General features: G+C 70.6%; 13 protein-coding genes. 5 read left to right on the forward strand and 8 right to left on the reverse strand.

Going from position 1 to position 15,132, the window contains the following annotated elements:
* Positions 1 to 10: 10 nt before the first annotated feature.
* The 5 genes from ABIC63_RS07105 to lplT all read right to left on the reverse strand — a co-directional run bounded on the left by ABIC63_RS07105 (position 11) and on the right by lplT (position 5,981).
* On the reverse strand, positions 11 to 901 hold the full coding sequence (locus ABIC63_RS07105) for a copper chaperone PCu(A)C domain-containing protein (RefSeq protein ID WP_294376733.1): 891 nt from the start codon (positions 899 to 901) through the stop codon (positions 11 to 13).
* A 28-nt stretch (positions 902 to 929) separates the two neighbouring features.
* Entirely contained in the window at positions 930 to 3,287 is a 2,358-nt protein-coding gene (locus tag ABIC63_RS07110) for a TonB-dependent receptor (protein WP_354319201.1), read from the reverse strand.
* A 171-nt stretch (positions 3,288 to 3,458) separates the two neighbouring features.
* Positions 3,459 to 3,836, reverse strand: coding sequence for a DUF2946 family protein (locus ABIC63_RS07115; RefSeq protein ID WP_354319202.1), 378 nt, complete (start codon positions 3,834 to 3,836; stop codon positions 3,459 to 3,461).
* Positions 3,837 to 4,019: 183 nt separating this feature from the next.
* Positions 4,020 to 4,508, reverse strand: a complete 489-nt coding sequence (locus ABIC63_RS07120; protein ID WP_234193455.1) for a glutathione peroxidase — start codon at positions 4,506 to 4,508, stop codon at positions 4,020 to 4,022.
* 168 nt (positions 4,509 to 4,676) lie between these two features.
* A complete protein-coding gene (gene lplT / locus ABIC63_RS07125) occupies positions 4,677 to 5,981 on the reverse strand; it encodes a lysophospholipid transporter LplT (RefSeq protein WP_294376723.1) in 1,305 nt (434 codons plus the stop codon).
* A gap of 174 nt (positions 5,982 to 6,155) precedes the next feature.
* Here lplT and alr point away from each other — a divergent pair, with 174 nt between their 5' ends.
* Positions 6,156 to 7,256 (forward strand): alanine racemase, encoded by a 1,101-nt coding sequence (alr, locus tag ABIC63_RS07130; protein WP_354319203.1) that lies wholly within the window; start codon positions 6,156 to 6,158, stop codon positions 7,254 to 7,256.
* Positions 7,253 to 8,065 carry a hypothetical protein gene (locus tag ABIC63_RS07135; protein WP_354319204.1) on the forward strand — a complete coding sequence of 271 codons (813 nt, stop codon included), beginning with the start codon at positions 7,253 to 7,255 and terminating at the stop codon, positions 8,063 to 8,065. Before alr ends, ABIC63_RS07135 begins: the two co-directional genes overlap by 4 nt.
* Positions 8,066 to 8,085: 20 nt before the next feature.
* Here the strand turns inward: ABIC63_RS07135 and ABIC63_RS07140 are convergent, their stop codons facing one another.
* The 3 genes from ABIC63_RS07140 to ABIC63_RS07150 form a co-directional block, all read right to left on the reverse strand.
* Positions 8,086 to 9,066, reverse strand: a complete 981-nt coding sequence (locus ABIC63_RS07140; protein WP_354319205.1) for a 2-dehydropantoate 2-reductase — start codon at positions 9,064 to 9,066, stop codon at positions 8,086 to 8,088.
* A gap of 97 nt (positions 9,067 to 9,163) precedes the next feature.
* The gene (locus ABIC63_RS07145; protein WP_294376706.1) at positions 9,164 to 9,943 is read right to left on the reverse strand and encodes a class II aldolase/adducin family protein; all 780 of its coding nucleotides are present in this window, start codon (positions 9,941 to 9,943) and stop codon (positions 9,164 to 9,166) included.
* Between the two features lie 25 nt (positions 9,944 to 9,968).
* Complete coding sequence (locus ABIC63_RS07150) at positions 9,969 to 10,955, reverse strand: Bug family tripartite tricarboxylate transporter substrate binding protein (RefSeq protein WP_017758885.1); 987 nt, start codon at positions 10,953 to 10,955, stop codon at positions 9,969 to 9,971.
* A 144-nt stretch (positions 10,956 to 11,099) separates the two neighbouring features.
* Between ABIC63_RS07150 and radA the strand changes: the two genes are divergently transcribed.
* The 3 genes from radA (at position 11,100) to ABIC63_RS07165 (ending at position 14,910) form a co-directional block, all read left to right on the forward strand.
* Entirely contained in the window at positions 11,100 to 12,482 is a 1,383-nt protein-coding gene (gene radA / locus ABIC63_RS07155) for a DNA repair protein RadA (RefSeq protein WP_354319206.1), read from the forward strand.
* Positions 12,483 to 12,848: 366 nt separating this feature from the next.
* A complete protein-coding gene (locus tag ABIC63_RS07160) occupies positions 12,849 to 14,363 on the forward strand; it encodes a BCCT family transporter (protein ID WP_354319207.1) in 1,515 nt (504 codons plus the stop codon).
* A gap of 76 nt (positions 14,364 to 14,439) precedes the next feature.
* The gene (locus ABIC63_RS07165) at positions 14,440 to 14,910 is read left to right on the forward strand and encodes a glycerate kinase (RefSeq protein ID WP_294376694.1); all 471 of its coding nucleotides are present in this window, start codon (positions 14,440 to 14,442) and stop codon (positions 14,908 to 14,910) included.
* Positions 14,911 to 15,132: the final 222 nt, after the last annotated feature.

A 15,132-nucleotide genomic window follows, 5' to 3' on the forward strand; every position in this document is an offset into this window, starting at 1 on the left:
GAAACGAGCCTCAGTGCTGATGCCCGCCGCTGCCCGCCGCAGCCGGCGCGGCACGCACCGGCAGCTGCACCTCGCGCGTGGACTCGTTGCCCTGTGCGTCCTTGAAGCGCAGCGTCAGCGGCAGCGTGCTGCCGACGGGCAGCGGCTGCTTCAGGTCCATCAGCATCACATGCAGGCCGCCGGGGCGCAGCTCGACCGTCTGGCGCGCGGGCAGCGCCAGTTCGGCGACGGCGCGCATCTGCATGTGGTCGCCCTGCATCGACATCTCGTGCACCTCGGCGATGCCGGCGACCGGCGTGCTGGCGCCCACCAGGCGCGCGCCCGAGGGCGCCTGCAGCTTCATGAAGGCGCCGGTGCCGCTCTGGCCGGCCACGGCCATGCGGGCCCAGCCGTCACGCACGTCCACGGCGGCCACGCCGCGCGGCAGCACGTCCAGCTTCGCGGCGGGCAGGGGCAGCTTCTCGTCGGCGGCGCCCGTGGGCAGCTGGGCCCAGTCGCTGCTGCCCACGTCGCAGCCCTGCAGCACCTTGAAGTACAGCGGGCCCGGCTTGTCGGGCAGGCGGCCGCGCAGCACGAACTCGGTCTTCTGGTCGGCAGGCACGGCGGTGGCCGCGCTGGTGGCGGTCCAGCGCACCACGGCCTCGTTGCCGCTGCGCGTCTGCTCGATGGTCCAGCCGGGGCGCGCAGGCACGTCCTTCAGCGCGAAGCCCTGCGGCAGGCGCACGGTGAGCGCGTTGGTGAGCGTGGCGTCCTTGCAGGCATGGCCGACGCGGAAGGCGGCCTCGTAGTCGGTGCCGACGGTGGCGCCGCCGGGCGGCAGCGTCACGTGGGCGATGGCACTGCCGGTGCCGGCCAGCAGGGCGAGGGCGAGGGCGAGAAGGGGGCGGTTGAAGCGGCTCATGGTTCGGGTCTCCGGAGGATGGGGTGGATCACAGGTCCCACTGCAGCGACGCGGTGTAGGTGCGCTGCGGGTAGGGGTGGAAGTTCCAGTACTGGGCGTTGTTGAGGTTGTCGATGCCGAAGGCGGCCGAGAAATGGCGGTCGATCTGCCAGCGCACGCGCGTGTCGACGGTGAAGTACTTGCTGGCGCCGAAGTAGGCATCGGCGTTGACGTCGCTGTTGTCCAGGTTGGAGTACTGGCGCCCGCTGTAGCGCGCCGCCACGGTGAAGGACCATCGGTCGGTGGGACGGTAGGTGGCGTACACCGTGGAGCGCCAGCGCGGCACGCGCGGCTGCCACTTGCCCACGCTCGCCGGATTGGCCACATTGGCCACGGTGCGCGAGTCGGCGAAGGTCAGGCTACCGCCCAGGTCCAGGCCGCGCATGAAGACATCGGTGCCGGTGTAGGCCAGCTCCACGCCGGTGGTGCGCACCTTGTCGACGTTCTGCACGCGCGAGGTGGTGGTGCCGGGCACCAGCTGGCTGAAGAGTGCATCGCGCGTGGTCTCGTGGAAGAGCGTGGCGCGCAGCAGGCCGTTGCCCAGGTCCTTCTCGGCGCTGAGTTCGCCGGTCCAGGACTTCTCGGGCTTGAGCGTCGGGTCGTTGACGAAGGACAGCGTGCCACTGGTGGCGCCGTACAGCTCGCCCACGGTCGGAAAGCGCACCGCGCGGCCGACCGAGGCCTTGATCACCGTGTCGTCGGTGGCCTGGAAGGCGAGGGCGGCCTTGGGCGAGAGGTGCGACTCGCTGCGGCGGGCATAGCGCAGGGCGCTGGTGGCGCTGGCGCTCAGGCCGTCCTCGGCCTGCCAGTCCTCCCAGCGCAGGCCGAGCACGGCCTTCCAGCGCGGGGCGAAACGCCAGGCGTCCTGCGCCCAGGCGCTCACGGTCTGCGTGCGGCCGCCCACGTTGCTGACCAGCGAGAGCGGGTTGATGGGCCCGTCGATCCAGCTGCCGGCGACGTTGTTCTTGGCGATGGCCAGCTTGTAGGCATCGCGGCCGATGCCGAAGTCCACGATGTGCGCGCCCTGCAGGCCCTGGGGGCGCCAGGTGCCCTTGGCGGCCAGCGTGTTCCAGCCGGTGCCGTCCTGGTCCTGCAGCGTGCCGGCACCGCCATAGGCCGCCAGCGGCAGCGCCACGGTGGGCGCGCGTTGCTGGTCCTTGCGGTAGTCGTACAGGCTGGCCGCGAGCTCCCAGTCGAACACGCCCTCGGTGCGGCTCTTGAGCGACAGGCCGTGCATCAGGTGCGTCTGGTCGTCGTTGGTCAGCGGGAAGGCGGTGGGCGCGAGCGTGTAGCTGCGGCCTTGGATGTTGACCGTGCCGCTGTACACCGGCAGGCCGTTGGGGCCCGTCAGATAGCTCGCCGGGCGGCCTTCCGAACTGTTCTGCCACCAGCCCAGCGTGTAGCTGGCGCGCAGCGTGGGCGTGATGTCGTAGGCCAGCTTCAGCTTGGCCTGATCCTGCACCGTCTGGTAGGCCGTGCCCGTGCCCAGGATGTACCAGGGCGTGTTGGTGGTGTTGAGGCCGCCCACCCAGCCCGTGACCGGCGTGCCCGCACGACCGGGCGTGCCCGAGGCGACGGTGGCCGTGGTGAAGGTCAGCGGCTGGCCTTCGCTGCGGGTGCGGTTGAGGTGGATCCACCACGACCAGTCGCCCGCGCGGCTGCCGATGGAGGCGCTGGTCTGCCAGCTGTTGAAGGTCTGGTCGGTGTTGTAGAGCTGGTTGGGCTGCGACGAGTAGCCGGCGCTCACATGCGCTTCGAGCGTCGTCGGCATGCGCGTCACGTAGTCGACCACCGCGCCGGCCGAGTTGCCGGGATAGGCGGCCGAGAAGGGGCCGTACATCACGTCCACCCGCTCGATCTCCTCCGGCGACACCAGGCCCCAGCGCGGCGCGAAGTTGGTGCCGTTGGCGATGCCGTTGCCCAGGTAGTTGGACAGCAGGATGCCGTCCGCATACACCGCCGAGCGCGCGCTGTTGCCGGTGCCCGAGGCGCGGGTCGAGAGGATCGCGTGGTTGTAGTCGCCGATGTAGCGCTTGCGCACCAGCAGGCTGGGCAGGTACTTGAGCGCGTCCTCGCTGTCGGTGGCATTGATGCGCGTGGCGATCTCTTCGCGCGTGACGCCTTCGATGGTGGTGGGGATCTGCGTCGGCAGCGAGGTGGGCTGGCCGCCGGTGACGGTCACGACGCCGAGCGACTTGACGCGCTCGGGCGTGTCGGCGGCGGTGGTGCCGGCCTGCTGCGCCCACGTGCCCAAAGGCAGGGCCAGCGGCAGCGAAAGGCCGGCGCGCAGGGCGAGCCGGGACAAGCGGGCGCGCTCGGCAGCGCGCGGGTGCAATGAGGGATTCATGGAGAGGCCTGGCATCCGCGCAGCCGGTGGCCGGAGTCGGTCCGGCCCGGGCCTGCGCGGCGATCTGTGGTTCGGGTCCACGCCGGGCGTGCAGCGGTCGGACGGCCGGCCCGCAGGGCCAGGGCCGTCGCGCCGCCGGTCAACACCGCGGGCGAACGGGAAGAGAACAGCTCAGCGCAGTGCCGGGGGCCCGCGCGCCGGCAGCGGCGCGGCGGTGGCCGCCGCCAGGCGGGCGGCCTCGATGGGCTGCAGGGCCACGCCCAGGGGCTGGGCCTGGGGCAGTTGCAGCAGGGGTGCCTGCGGCGGCGGTGCGCCGGTGGAGACGCACAGGGGGCAGTCCATGTGCGTGGCGCCCATCTCCTGGACGCCGTCGTCGGTCTTCACGACCACCTTCACGGCACCCATCGCCGAGCAGACCAGTTCCATGGCCTGCGGATGCACCAGCGGCGAGGCAATGGCCGCACCCATCGACAGCGCGAACCACAGCAGCACCGCGCGACCGAGCAGGCCGCGGGCAAGGCGATGGAGGGTGCGTGCGAAGAAGCGCATGGGCGAGCGCGCGATTCTAGGAGTGGGCTTCGCGCGATGCGGCGGACTTTTTGTCCGAGGGTGTTGCACGGCCCTCACCCTTCGCCCCGAGTTGGGTGCCATCCGTGCGTCCTGAACTGGGCATCACCCCGTTCGCTCTGAGCTTGTCGAAGGGCAGAACGGCGCGCAGGCCTGCCTGCCGGCTCAGCCTGCGCCCAGCGCCGCCTCAATGTCCGCCGCGATGGACTCCGGCTTGTCCAGCGGCGCATAGCGGCGGATCACCTGCCCGTCGCGGCCCACCAGAAACTTGGTGAAGTTCCACTTGATGGCCTGCGTGCCCAGCAGCCCGGGCTTCTCGCTCGTGAGCCACCGGTACAGCGGCGCGGCGTTGGCGCCGTTGACGTCGATCTTCTCCATCATCGGGAAGCTCACGCCGTAGTTGCGCTGGCAGAAGCTGCCGATCTCCTCGGCCGAGCCCGGCTCCTGACCGCCGAACTGGTTGCAGGGAAAGCCCAGCACCGCGAAGCCGCGGTCCTGGAAGCGGGCATGCAATGCTTCCAGCCCGCCCAGCTGCGGCGTGAAGCCGCACTGGCTGGCGGTGTTGACCACCAGCACCACCTGTCCGCGGAACTCGCCCAGCGAGACCGGCGAGCCGTCCAGCCGGCGAACCTCGAAGTCGTGAAGCGTCGTCATGTCGATCTCCTCATCAAGTGGGTGGTGCCCATCGCTGACGAGGGCCGTGTCGGCTGGCCGCGAAGCACGCCATGCAAGGGCACCCGCGGAACCGGCTCCGCCGGGCCGCCGGGTGCGCCCCCTTGAGGGGGGAGGCGGCTACACGAAGTGAGCAAGCAACGGGGGTGGTCAATGATGCTTATCGCTGCGGGCGATCTCGAGCAGGCGCTGCACTTCCTCGCCATGCACCTTCAGGTTGCGCTGGTGCCACCGGCGGATGAGCTCCATGAAGCCGGCGACCACGATGCCGAAGGCGGTGATCGCGCCGAAGGCCGACAGCCCGAGGCCCGTGCAGGCGCTGTAGAAGGCCCCCAGCAGCAGGATGCAGGCCTGCTCGTTGAAGTTCTGCACGGCGATCGAACGGCCCGCGCCCATCAGGTTGTGGCCACGGTGCTGCAGCAGTGCATTCATCGGCACCACCAGGAAGCCGCCCAGGCCGCCCAGCAGGATCAGGAAGGGCACGGCCACCCACACGTTCGAGATGAAGTTCATCGCGATCACCAGCAGGCCCATGCCGATGCCCAGCGGAATCACCTGCGTCGCCATGTCCAGCCGCATGCGCACCGAGGCCACCACGGCGCCCACGGCGGTGCCGATGGCCACCACGCCGGTCAGCGCCGAGGCCTGCGGCGTGCTGTAGCCCAGGGCCAGCGAGGCCCAGGCCAGCACGATGTACTTGAGGTTGCCGCCGGCGCCCCAGAAGAGCGTGGTCGTGGCCAGCGAGATCTGGCCGAGCTTGTCGCGCCACAGCCGTGCGTTGCACTGCCAGAAGTCGGGCAGCAGCGCCACGAGGTTGCCCACGAAGCTGCGGTGCGGATCGGCGCGCAGCGGACGCATGGCCACGCCGGTGTGCGGGATGCGGGTGTTGAACCAGGCGGCCAGCGCATACACCGCGATCAACACGCTGATGGCGGCTTCCGGCGGGGTGTTGATGCCGGTGTCGATCAGCGGCACGTCCAGCGCCAGCAGCCGGTTGGAGACAGGCTCGCCCACCAGCAGGCCGCCGAGCACGATGCCCAGGATGATCGAGGCGATGGTCAGCCCTTCGATCCAGCCGTTGGCCTTGACGAGCTGCGAGGCGGGCAACAGCTCGGTCAGGATGCCGTACTTGGCCGGCGAGTAGGCCGCCGCGCCCAGGCCCACCACCGCATAGGCGGCCAGGGGGTGGCTGCCGAACAGCATCATCAGGCAGCCCACCACCTTGATGGCATTGCTGATGAACATGACCTTGCCTTTGGGCAGCGCGTCGGCGAAGGCGCCGACCAACGGCGCCAGGGCCACATAGAAGATGGCGAAGATCGGCACCAGTGCCGCCCGTTGCCACTCCGGTGCGCCCGCGGTCCGCAGCAGTTCGACGGCAGCCACGAAGAGCGCTTGGTCGGCCAGCGACGAGAAGAACTGGGCCGACATGATGGTGTAGAAGCCGCGCTTCATCGATGGGGCTGGCTGGCCATGTGCAGGCTCGAAGCTGTATACAAAAAATCCCCGGGGTCGGGGGCCCGTGGTTATAGCACGCAGGTGCAATGCCAAAATGACCCATAACCCTGCCGCAGGCGGCCCGTCCGCGTCCGACATGGGCGTCATCCCGCATCGAATTCCGGCCGCCCCATGCCCCGCCCGATCCTCTGCACCATCCACCCCGGCGCGCTGCGCCACAACCTCGAGCGCGCCCGCCGCGGGGCGGCCCCGGCCAGCGTGTGGGCGGTGGTCAAGGCCAATGCCTACGGCCACGGCATCGAGCGCGTGTTCGACGCCTTCCGGGCCGCCGATGGCTTCGCGTTGCTGGACCTGGCCGAGGCCGAGCGCGTGCGCGCCCTGGGCTGGCGTGGCCCCATCCTGCTGCTCGAAGGCGTGTTCGATGCGCGCGACCTGGAGTTGTGCTCGCGCCTGAGCCTGTGGCACACGGTGCACTGCGACGAGCAGATCGACTGGCTGGCCGCGCACAAGACGCAGGCGCCGCACCGCGTCTTCCTCAAGATGAACTCGGGCATGAACCGCCTGGGCTTCGCGCCAGGCCGCATGCGCGCTGCATGGACGCGCCTCACCGCCCTGCCGCAGGTGGATGAGGTCTCGCTGATGATGCATTTCAGCGATGCCGACGGCCCGCGCGGCATCGACGCGGCCATGGCCGCCTTCGACGACGCCACGGCCGACCTGCCCGGCGAGCGCTGCATCGCCAACAGCGCCGCGGTACTGCGCCATGCAACCCGCACCCGGGCCGATTGGGTGCGGCCGGGCATCGTGCTCTACGGCAGCGCGCCCGACTTTCCCGAGCACGACGCGGCCCACTGGCAGCTGCAGCCCGGCATGACGCTGGCCACGCGGCTCATCGGCGTGCAGTCGCTGCAGCCGGGCGACACCGTGGGCTATGGCTCCAGCTTCGTGGCCGGGCAGCCCATGCGCATCGGCATCGCCGCCGTGGGCTATGCCGACGGCTATCCGCGCCATGCGCCCACCGGCACGCCGGTGCTGGTCGACGGCGTGCGCACCCGGGTCGTCGGCCGCGTGAGCATGGACATGGTCACCGTCGACCTCACGCCCGTGCCCGAGGCCGGCTTCGGCAGCGAGGTGGTGCTGTGGGGCCGCAGCGCGCAGCACGGCACTCTGCTGCCCATCGACGAGGTGGCCCGCGCCAGCGGCACCGTGGGCTACGAGCTGATGTGCGCCGTGGCGCCGCGCGTGCCGGTCGTGGTCGAAGCGCTGGAATGAAGGTCCGCTCGACGTGGCGCTCCGTGCGCCTGGAGGAATCGGCGCTGGAGCAGGCGCTGCACCGGCGCCACAGCCTGCGCATGCACGGCTGGCTGATCGGCAGCCTCGTGCTGCTCACGATGTGGGCCTGTTCGGCCCTGCTGCGGCATGGGGCCGAGGTCGATTCGCTGGCCCTGCGCTACCTGCTCACCCTGGGCGTGGGCTACCTGGTCTACCTGGGCCTGCTGCGCCTCTGGGCGCGTCGGCTGCTGGGCGAGCGGCGCGAAGGCGAATGCGGGGATTGGGGCGATGCGTTCGACCTCCCGGGGGTCGACTTGCCGGCCGGCCGCGGTGGCGCAGGCCCATCGATGCCCCGCACGGGCGGCGGCGGTGACTTCGCGGGCGCGGGAGCGCAGGGCGATTTCTCGGCGCCGGCCGCGGCCGACGGCAACGCGCTGGGTGACCTGGCCTCGGGGGCGCTCGAGGCCGCCGGCGCTGCGGACGAGGGCGCCATCGTGGTGGTGCCCGTCGTGGCCGTCTTCCTGATCGGTGTCGCGCTGCTGCTGGGGGCCGGCTCGCTGCTGTGGCTGTACTTCGGCTCGGAGGCGCTGCTGGCCGTCGCGGTCGAACTGGCCTTCTCCTATGCGGCGGTTCGCACCACCCGGCGCCTGGCCCGTGAAGGCTGGTTGATGGCCGCCGTGCGCCTGACCTGGAAGCCGCTGCTGGGTGCCCTGCTGTGCGCCGTGCTGCTGGGTGCCGCGGTCGACCACTTCGTGCCCCAGGCCCACACGCTGCCGGAGGCGCTGCGGATCATCACGGGCCGGCGCTAGACGGCCCCGCAAACTCGCACTCAGTACAGCCCCAGCCCGCGCGCCTGCACCCGGGCCAGGCCCAGCAGCGCGTCGGTGAAGGGCGTGGCCAGCCCCACGCCCTCGGCCAGCTCGCGCACGGCGCCGACCAGCGCATCGAGCTCCACCGGCCGGCCGGCCTCCACGTCCTGCAGCATCGAGGTCTTGAAGGCGCCCAGCTTGCGCGTGACCGCGTGGCGGTCCTCCGGCATCTCGGCGATGGGCACGCCGATGCGCTCGCCCACGGTGCGGGCCTCCAGCATCACGGCCGAGATGAAGCCGCGCAGCAGGTCGTCGGCCAGGATGCGGTCGGTGGTCGCGCCCGTCAGCGCGCTGATGGGGTTGACCGTCATGTTGCCCCAGAGCTTGTACCAGACGTCCTTCTGGATCTGCGGCGACACGCGGGCGTCGATGCCGCCGCGCTGCAGCAGGTCGGCCAGGCGCTGCACCCGCTCGGTCGGCTCGCCCGAGGGTTCGCCGACGATCAGGCCGTTGCCGAAGTGGTGGCGCACCACGCCGGGCCCGTCGAGCGAGCAGCTCGCATGCACCACGCCGCCGATCACGTGATGGCCCGGAATGGCCGCGGCGATGCGCCCGTCGGGATCGATGGCGGACAGCCGCCGCCCCGCCAGCGGGCCGCCGAAGCCGCCGTCGAGGAACCACCAGGGCACGCCGTTCATGGCGGTGAGCACGACGGTGTCCGGCCCCAGCAGCGGGCCGATGCGCTCGGCCACGGCGGCGAGGGCGGGCGCCTTGACGGCGACGGTCACCACGTCCTGCGGACCGAGGGCCGCAGGGTCCTCCACCGCGTTCACCGGCACGCGCGTGACCACGCCGCCCTGGCGCACCAGCTGCAGGCCACTCGTTTGCAGCGCTTCGAGCGTGGCGCCGCGCGCCACCACGTTCAGCCGCTCGCCCGCCTGGGCCAGGGCCACGCCCAGCCAGCCGCCGATGGCGCCGGCACCGTAGATGCAGATCTTCATGGGATGGGTCCGAAAGTCGCAAAGCCGCGATGGGCGACGATGCTAGTCGCCCGGGCGGCTCCGTGCGCGCAACGCGGCGGTCGGCGGCCGCGGATGCTCAGGCGCGGTAGCCAGGGTCGAGCCGGTCCACCTGTCGTACGAGCGCGTCGAAGACGTCCTGACCGGCACCCTGCTTGGGGTGGAACTGCAGCGCGTCGCGCTTGCATTGCTCGGCGATGGCCTCGGCCACGGGGATCGGCGTGCCCATGCTCATCGTCGCCAACTGCACTTCGCAGGCGCGCTGCAGCGTCCACAGCGTGACGAAGGCCTGCGGCAGCGTCTGGCCCCAGACCAGCAGGCCGTGGTTGCGCAGGATGACGGCCGGCTTGTCGCCGATGCTGGCCAGCAGGCGCGGGCCCTCGTCGGCATGCACCGTCACGCCCTCGAAGTCGTGGTACGCCACCCGGCCATGCAACTGCGCGGCGTAGAAGTTGGACAGCGACAGCCCGCCCTGCACGCAGGCCACCGCCATGCCGGCGGTGGTGTGGGTGTGCATCACGCAGTGCGCCCCGGGCAGCCCGTCGTGGATGGCCGCATGCACCGTGAAGCCCGCGGGATTGACCGGATGCGCCGAGCCGTCGAGCACCCGGCCCGCCAGGTCGATCTTGACCAGGTTGCTGGCCGTGACCTCGCTGTAGTGCAGGCCGAAGGGGTTGATCAGGAACTGCTTCTCGCCGCCCGTGACGCTGTCGGGCAGCCGGACAGTGATGTGGTTGTAGATCATCTCCGTCCAGCCCAGCATGGCGAAGACGCGGTAGCAGGCCGCCAGCTCCACGCGGGCGGCCCGCTCGTCGGGATGCAGGTTGGGATGGATCAGCGACGAGGCCGGCAAGGTCATGGCGATCCGTCCCGCTGCGGCCTCGTCAGGCCTCGGCCGTGAAGCCGACTTCCTTGACGATGGGGCCCCACTTGGCCGTGTCCTTCTTGATCAGCTCGGCCAGTTCGGCGGGGGTGGAGGACATGGCTTCCAGGCCGAAGGTGCCCAGGCCGTCGATCACGTCCTTCTGCGCCAGGGCGTTCTTCATGCCGGCATTCAGGCGGGCGACCAGCTCCGGGTTGGCCTTGGGCGGAAGGAAGAAGGCGAACCACTCGCTGTGCGCCATGTTGATGCCCTGCTCCATCAGCGTGGGCACGTCGGGTGCGAAGCGGCTGCGCTTGGTGCCCGAGACCGACAGGATGCGGACCTTGCCCGTGGACAGGTGCTGCGTGATGTCGCCGATGGGGCCCGACACGGCCGAGATGTTGCCGCCCAGCAGGTCCAGCATGGCCGGCTGCGTGCCGCGGTAGGCGGCGTGCTTGAGCTCGACGCCGGCGCTCTTGCCGATCAGCACGCCCACGAAGTGCGGCGTGGAGCCGGCGGCCGGCGAGCCGAAGTTGGCGCCCGTCGGGTTGGCCTTGGCCCAGGCCAGGAAGTCCGCCACCGTCTTGACGCTGGCCGGCACGGCCGGCCCCACGGCGAAGCCGAAGTCGAACACGCAGCCCAGGCTCACGGGGGTGAGGTCGGTCTGCGGGTCGTACGACAGCTTCTTGTAGATGTGCGGATAGATGGTCAGCATCGACGTGGGCGTCTGCAGCATCGTCGTGCCGTCGGCTGGGCGGGCCTTGATGTAGTTGATGGCGATCTGGCCGCCGGCGCCGGTGCGGTTGTCCACCACCACGGCCTTGGCGTAGTCGGGCTGCAGCTTCTGTGCGACCCGGCGGCAGATGGTGTCGGAGGTGCCGCCAGCCGCGAAGCCGGTGACGATGGTGGCGTTCTCCAGCGCGGCCTGGGCGAAGGCCTGCTGGCCGATGCCGGCGAGCAGCGCCGAGGCGCCGGTGGTCTGCAGCAGGTGACGGCGGGTGATCTGCATGGGGATGTCTCCGGAACGAGAGGAAAAAAACGGGCGCGACGCGCCCGGTGGATGGCCGACATTGTTCCAGCGCGTCCCGCCATCGGACCTTCTGGTTTACGCGAGCCCCGGGGCCGCGCGATGGGGGGTCCCTACACTCGACCGATGGCCAAGGACAAGACCCAGTACGTGTGCAGCGAATGCGGAGGCACCAGCCCCAGGTGGCTGGGCAAATGCCCCTCGTGCGGCGCGTGGAACACGCTGGTCGAGCAGGCACCCGCGGCGGCAGGCGGGCCGGCGCAGAACCGCTTCGGCAACACCTTCGCCGCGCTGGGCGGCGCCTCCGAGCTGGCGGTGCTGGCCGAGATCGAGGCCACCGACGTGGCCCGCACGGCCACCGGCCTGGAAGAGCTGGACCGCGTGCTCGGCGGCGGGATCGTGCCGGGCGGCGTGACGCTGATCGGCGGCGACCCGGGCATCGGCAAGTCGACCCTGCTGCTGCAGGCGGCCGACGCGCTGCAGACCGCCGGGCAGATCGCCCTGTACGTGACCGGCGAGGAAAGCGGTGCCCAGGTGGCGCTGCGCGCGCACCGGCTGGGGCTCGAGCGCTCGCAGGTGCAGCTGATGGCCGAGATCCAGCTGGAGAAGATCCTCGCCACGCTCGATGCGCACCGGCCCGCCATCGCGATCATCGACTCGATCCAGACCGTGTATTCCGACCAGCTCACTTCGGCGCCCGGCTCGGTGGCGCAGGTGCGCGAATGCGCCGCGCACCTGACGCGCTTCGCGAAGGCCAGCGGCACCGCGGTGGTGCTGGTGGGCCATGTGACCAAGGAAGGCGCCCTGGCCGGCCCGCGGGTGCTGGAGCACATGGTCGACACGGTGCTGTACTTCGAAGGCGACACGCATTCCAGCTTCCGCCTGGTGCGCGCCATCAAGAACCGCTTCGGCGCCGTCAACGAGATTGGCGTCTTCGCCATGACCGAGCGCGGCCTGCGCGGCGTGGCCAACCCCAGTGCCATCTTCCTGAGCCAGCATGCGCAGCCGGTGCCCGGCAGCGTGGTGCTGGTGACGCTGGAGGGCACACGGCCGATGCTGGTGGAGATCCAGGCGCTGGTGGACGACGGCGGCCCCAGCCCGCGCCGCCTGTCGGTGGGCCTGGAGCGCGACCGCCTGGCCATGCTGCTGGCAGTGCTGCATCGCCATGCGGGCGTGGCCAGCATGGACCAGGACGTGTTCGTCAACGCCGTGGGCGGCGTGCGCATCACCGAGCCGGCGGCCGACCTGGCGGTGATGCTGGCCATCAGCTCCAGCCTGCGCGGCAAGGCGCTGCCCAAGGGCTTCGTCGCCTTCGGCGAAGTCGGCCTGGCCGGCGAGGTGCGGCCGGCGCCGCGTGGGCAGGAGCGCCTGCGCGAGGCGGCCAAGCTGGGCTTCTCGGTGGCGCTGGTGCCCAAGGCCAATGCGCCGAAGAAGCCCATCGAGGGGCTGACCATCCATGCCGTCGACCGGGTGGACGAGGCGATGGCGGTGGTGCGACAGCTGGACTGAGCTGCTGCGTTGATTCCAGCACGGCGCCCGTCGACGGGTGCCGAGGAGCCGCGCAATCGCGTCCCGCCTGCCCGACGCCCGGCCTGCGCCTACAGACACGCCGGGTGCCCGCCGCCTACAATCCGCGCCTTCGTTCCGCCCTATCCGGCCTCTCGCGCCGGTAGTCTGGGCATCGGGGTGGCCCCGCTGCCGCCCGCCCCTCGTCCGTGGACTGGTTCGTGCATCGCCCGATGCCGCGCCGTCGTCCGCGGGTGTTTTCATCCATCAGCGCCCGTGCCGGCATGCAGCATGCGTGGCGGACGCCTGAACCGTTCCCCGGGGGCACGGCGGGCCACGCAGGGCGCACCGATCGAGGAGGAGTGCGCCATGCAACTCATCGTTTCCGCGGCCATCATCGGGGCCGTGGTGCTCTGGGGCCTGATCTCGCCCCGCACACTGGACAGCGTCTTCGGCACGCTGCTCGCCGACATCACCCGCACCTTCGGCTGGTTCTACCTGTGGGTGGTGCTGGGCCTGGTGCTGCTGGCCTTCTTCCTGGCCGTGAGCCGTTACGGCGACCTCAAGCTCGGCGACGAGGACGACGAGCCCGAGTTCTCCCTGGGTGCCTGGTTCTCGATGCTGTTCGCGGCCGGCATGGGCATCGGCCTGGTGTTCTGGGGCGTGGCCGAGCCGGTGTCGCACTACGTCACGCCGCCGCCGGGCATCGCGCCCAACACGGCGGACGCTGCGGGCGCGGCCATGCGCTATTCCTTCTTCCACTGGGGCTTCCATCCCTGGGCCATCTACGGCATCGTGGGCCTGGCGATCAGCTTCTTCACCTTCCGGCGCAAGGCCTTGCCGCTGGTGAGTTCGGCCACCGAGGCGCTGCCCTGGGCCTGGACCCGGCGGCTGTCGCCGGTGGTCAACGTGCTGGCTGTGGTCGCCACGGCCTTCGGCGTCGCCGCGTCGCTGGGCATGGGCGCCACGCAGATCGGTGCCGGGCTGCAGCAGGCGTTCGGCCTGCCCGACAGCCGATGGACAGAGTCGGCCATCATCGTGGTGACCACGGTGCTGTTCCTCACCTCGGCCGTGAGCGGCGTGGAGCGCGGCGTCAAGTGGCTGTCGATGGGCAACCTGATCGTGGCCGGCCTGCTGGCCCTGGTGGTGCTGTGCCTGGGGCCGACCATCGCCATCATCGACACCTTTACCGCCACACTGGGTTCCTACCTCAGCGACTTCGTGCGAATGAGCCTGCGCATGACGCCCTTCCGCCAGAGCTCGTGGATCGGCGACTGGACCATCTTCTACTGGGCCTGGTGGCTGGCCTGGTCGCCCTTCGTGGGCCTGTTCATCGCGCGGGTGTCGCGCGGGCGCACGGTGCGCCAGTTCCTGGTGGGCACCGTGCTGGCGCCCAGCCTGGTGGGCTTCGCCTGGTTCGCGGTGTTCGGCGGCACGGCGCTCAACTACGAGATCTTCCGTGGCGTCCCGCTGGCCGAGGCCGTGGCTTCCAACGTGTCGAGCGCGATGTTCGTGATGTTCGACGCGATGCCCGGCGGCGCCATCCTGTCCGTGGTGGCCACCATCCTGGTGTTCGTCTTCTTCGTCACTTCGGGCGATTCGGCCACGCTGGTGCTGGGCACCATGAGCACGCAGGGCAATCCCAACCCGCCCGCCCGCGTCAAGATCATCTGGGGCGTGCTGGTGGCGGCCATCGCGCTGAGCCTGCTGCTGGCGGGCGGCTTGAACGCGGTGCAGACGGCCACCATCGTGTTCGCACTGCCCTTTGCGGTGGTGCTGGTGCTGATGGCGATCTCGGTGACCCTGGCGATCCGCCACGACTGGGAGGAAGAGCAGAAACGCGAGCGCGCCCTGCGCCGGCGCATGCGCGAGATGGTCAAGTGATCCGGGTTGACCCGCAGCGCGGCCTGCGGATGTCCGCAATGCGGACCCGCGGCGCGAGCAGGGACAATCTGCCGCCATGACTCTCTCGAAAATCCTCGTCCCGGTCGCGGGACTGGCCCTGCTGGTGATCGGATGGCGCAGCTATGGCCTGGCGGGCGTCGTTGGCGTGGCTGGCGGCATCATGATGTTCCTGCTGCTGCACTTCACGCGCACGATGACGGTGCTTCGCCGCGCCGGCAACCGGCCGATGGGCTATGTGGACAGTGCGGTGATGCTCAATGCCAAGCTCAAGCCGCGCATGACGCTGCTGCATGTGATCGCCATGACCCGCGCGATCGGCGCCGCACAGACGCCCGAAGGCGTGCAGCCCGAAGTCTTCCGCTGGACCGACAACAGTGATTCCTATGTGGACGCAACCTTCCACGAAGGCAAGCTGCGGGAATGGAAGCTGACGCGGCCGGTTCAGGTGGAGGAGGCGGCGGCGGTCGTGCCCTCGGTTGCCGAGGCCGGCGGCATGGCGACCGGGGTGGCGCCGGACGGTCGCTGAGCGACCTTTCTCTTTCCACGAGGGCGCCCGTTTTCTGCTCCCTCTCCCCATGTGGGAGAGGGCGGGGGAGAGGGGCGGCGCTCGCAAGGCGCAGGGCTGTTGGCGCGCAGGCTCCCCCTCTCCCCAACCCCTTGTATCTTCGAATCTGAGATGACGAAGACCAAAGGTTTGGGAAGTTGTCCACAGCCCGTTGCCCCTTGGGGAGCGAATCCCGTGGGAGAG

The organism is Pseudacidovorax sp. 1753, from assembly GCF_040544975.1.
In the GTDB taxonomy this organism is placed as follows: Bacteria; Pseudomonadota; Gammaproteobacteria; order Burkholderiales; family Burkholderiaceae_C; genus Xenophilus.

What these genes read in the sequence shown, in the direction of transcription:
- ABIC63_RS07105 (WP_294376733.1), bottom strand. Translation starts at nt 901, where the DNA reads ATGAGCCGCTTCAACCGCCCCCTTCTCGCCCTCGCCCTCGCCCTGCTG.
- ABIC63_RS07110 (WP_354319201.1), bottom strand. Translation starts at nt 3,287, where the DNA reads ATGAATCCCTCATTGCACCCGCGCGCTGCCGAGCGCGCCCGCTTGTCC.
- ABIC63_RS07115 (WP_354319202.1), bottom strand. Translation starts at nt 3,836, where the DNA reads ATGCGCTTCTTCGCACGCACCCTCCATCGCCTTGCCCGCGGCCTGCTC.
- ABIC63_RS07120 (WP_234193455.1), bottom strand. Translation starts at nt 4,508, where the DNA reads ATGACGACGCTTCACGACTTCGAGGTTCGCCGGCTGGACGGCTCGCCG.
- lplT (WP_294376723.1), bottom strand. Translation starts at nt 5,981, where the DNA reads ATGAAGCGCGGCTTCTACACCATCATGTCGGCCCAGTTCTTCTCGTCG.
- alr (WP_354319203.1), top strand. Translation starts at nt 6,156, where the DNA reads ATGCCCCGCCCGATCCTCTGCACCATCCACCCCGGCGCGCTGCGCCAC.
- ABIC63_RS07135 (WP_354319204.1), top strand. Translation starts at nt 7,253, where the DNA reads ATGAAGGTCCGCTCGACGTGGCGCTCCGTGCGCCTGGAGGAATCGGCG.
- ABIC63_RS07140 (WP_354319205.1), bottom strand. Translation starts at nt 9,066, where the DNA reads ATGAAGATCTGCATCTACGGTGCCGGCGCCATCGGCGGCTGGCTGGGC.
- ABIC63_RS07145 (WP_294376706.1), bottom strand. Translation starts at nt 9,943, where the DNA reads ATGACCTTGCCGGCCTCGTCGCTGATCCATCCCAACCTGCATCCCGAC.
- ABIC63_RS07150 (WP_017758885.1), bottom strand. Translation starts at nt 10,955, where the DNA reads ATGCAGATCACCCGCCGTCACCTGCTGCAGACCACCGGCGCCTCGGCG.
- radA (WP_354319206.1), top strand. Translation starts at nt 11,100, where the DNA reads ATGGCCAAGGACAAGACCCAGTACGTGTGCAGCGAATGCGGAGGCACC.
- ABIC63_RS07160 (WP_354319207.1), top strand. Translation starts at nt 12,849, where the DNA reads ATGCAACTCATCGTTTCCGCGGCCATCATCGGGGCCGTGGTGCTCTGG.
- ABIC63_RS07165 (WP_294376694.1), top strand. Translation starts at nt 14,440, where the DNA reads ATGACTCTCTCGAAAATCCTCGTCCCGGTCGCGGGACTGGCCCTGCTG.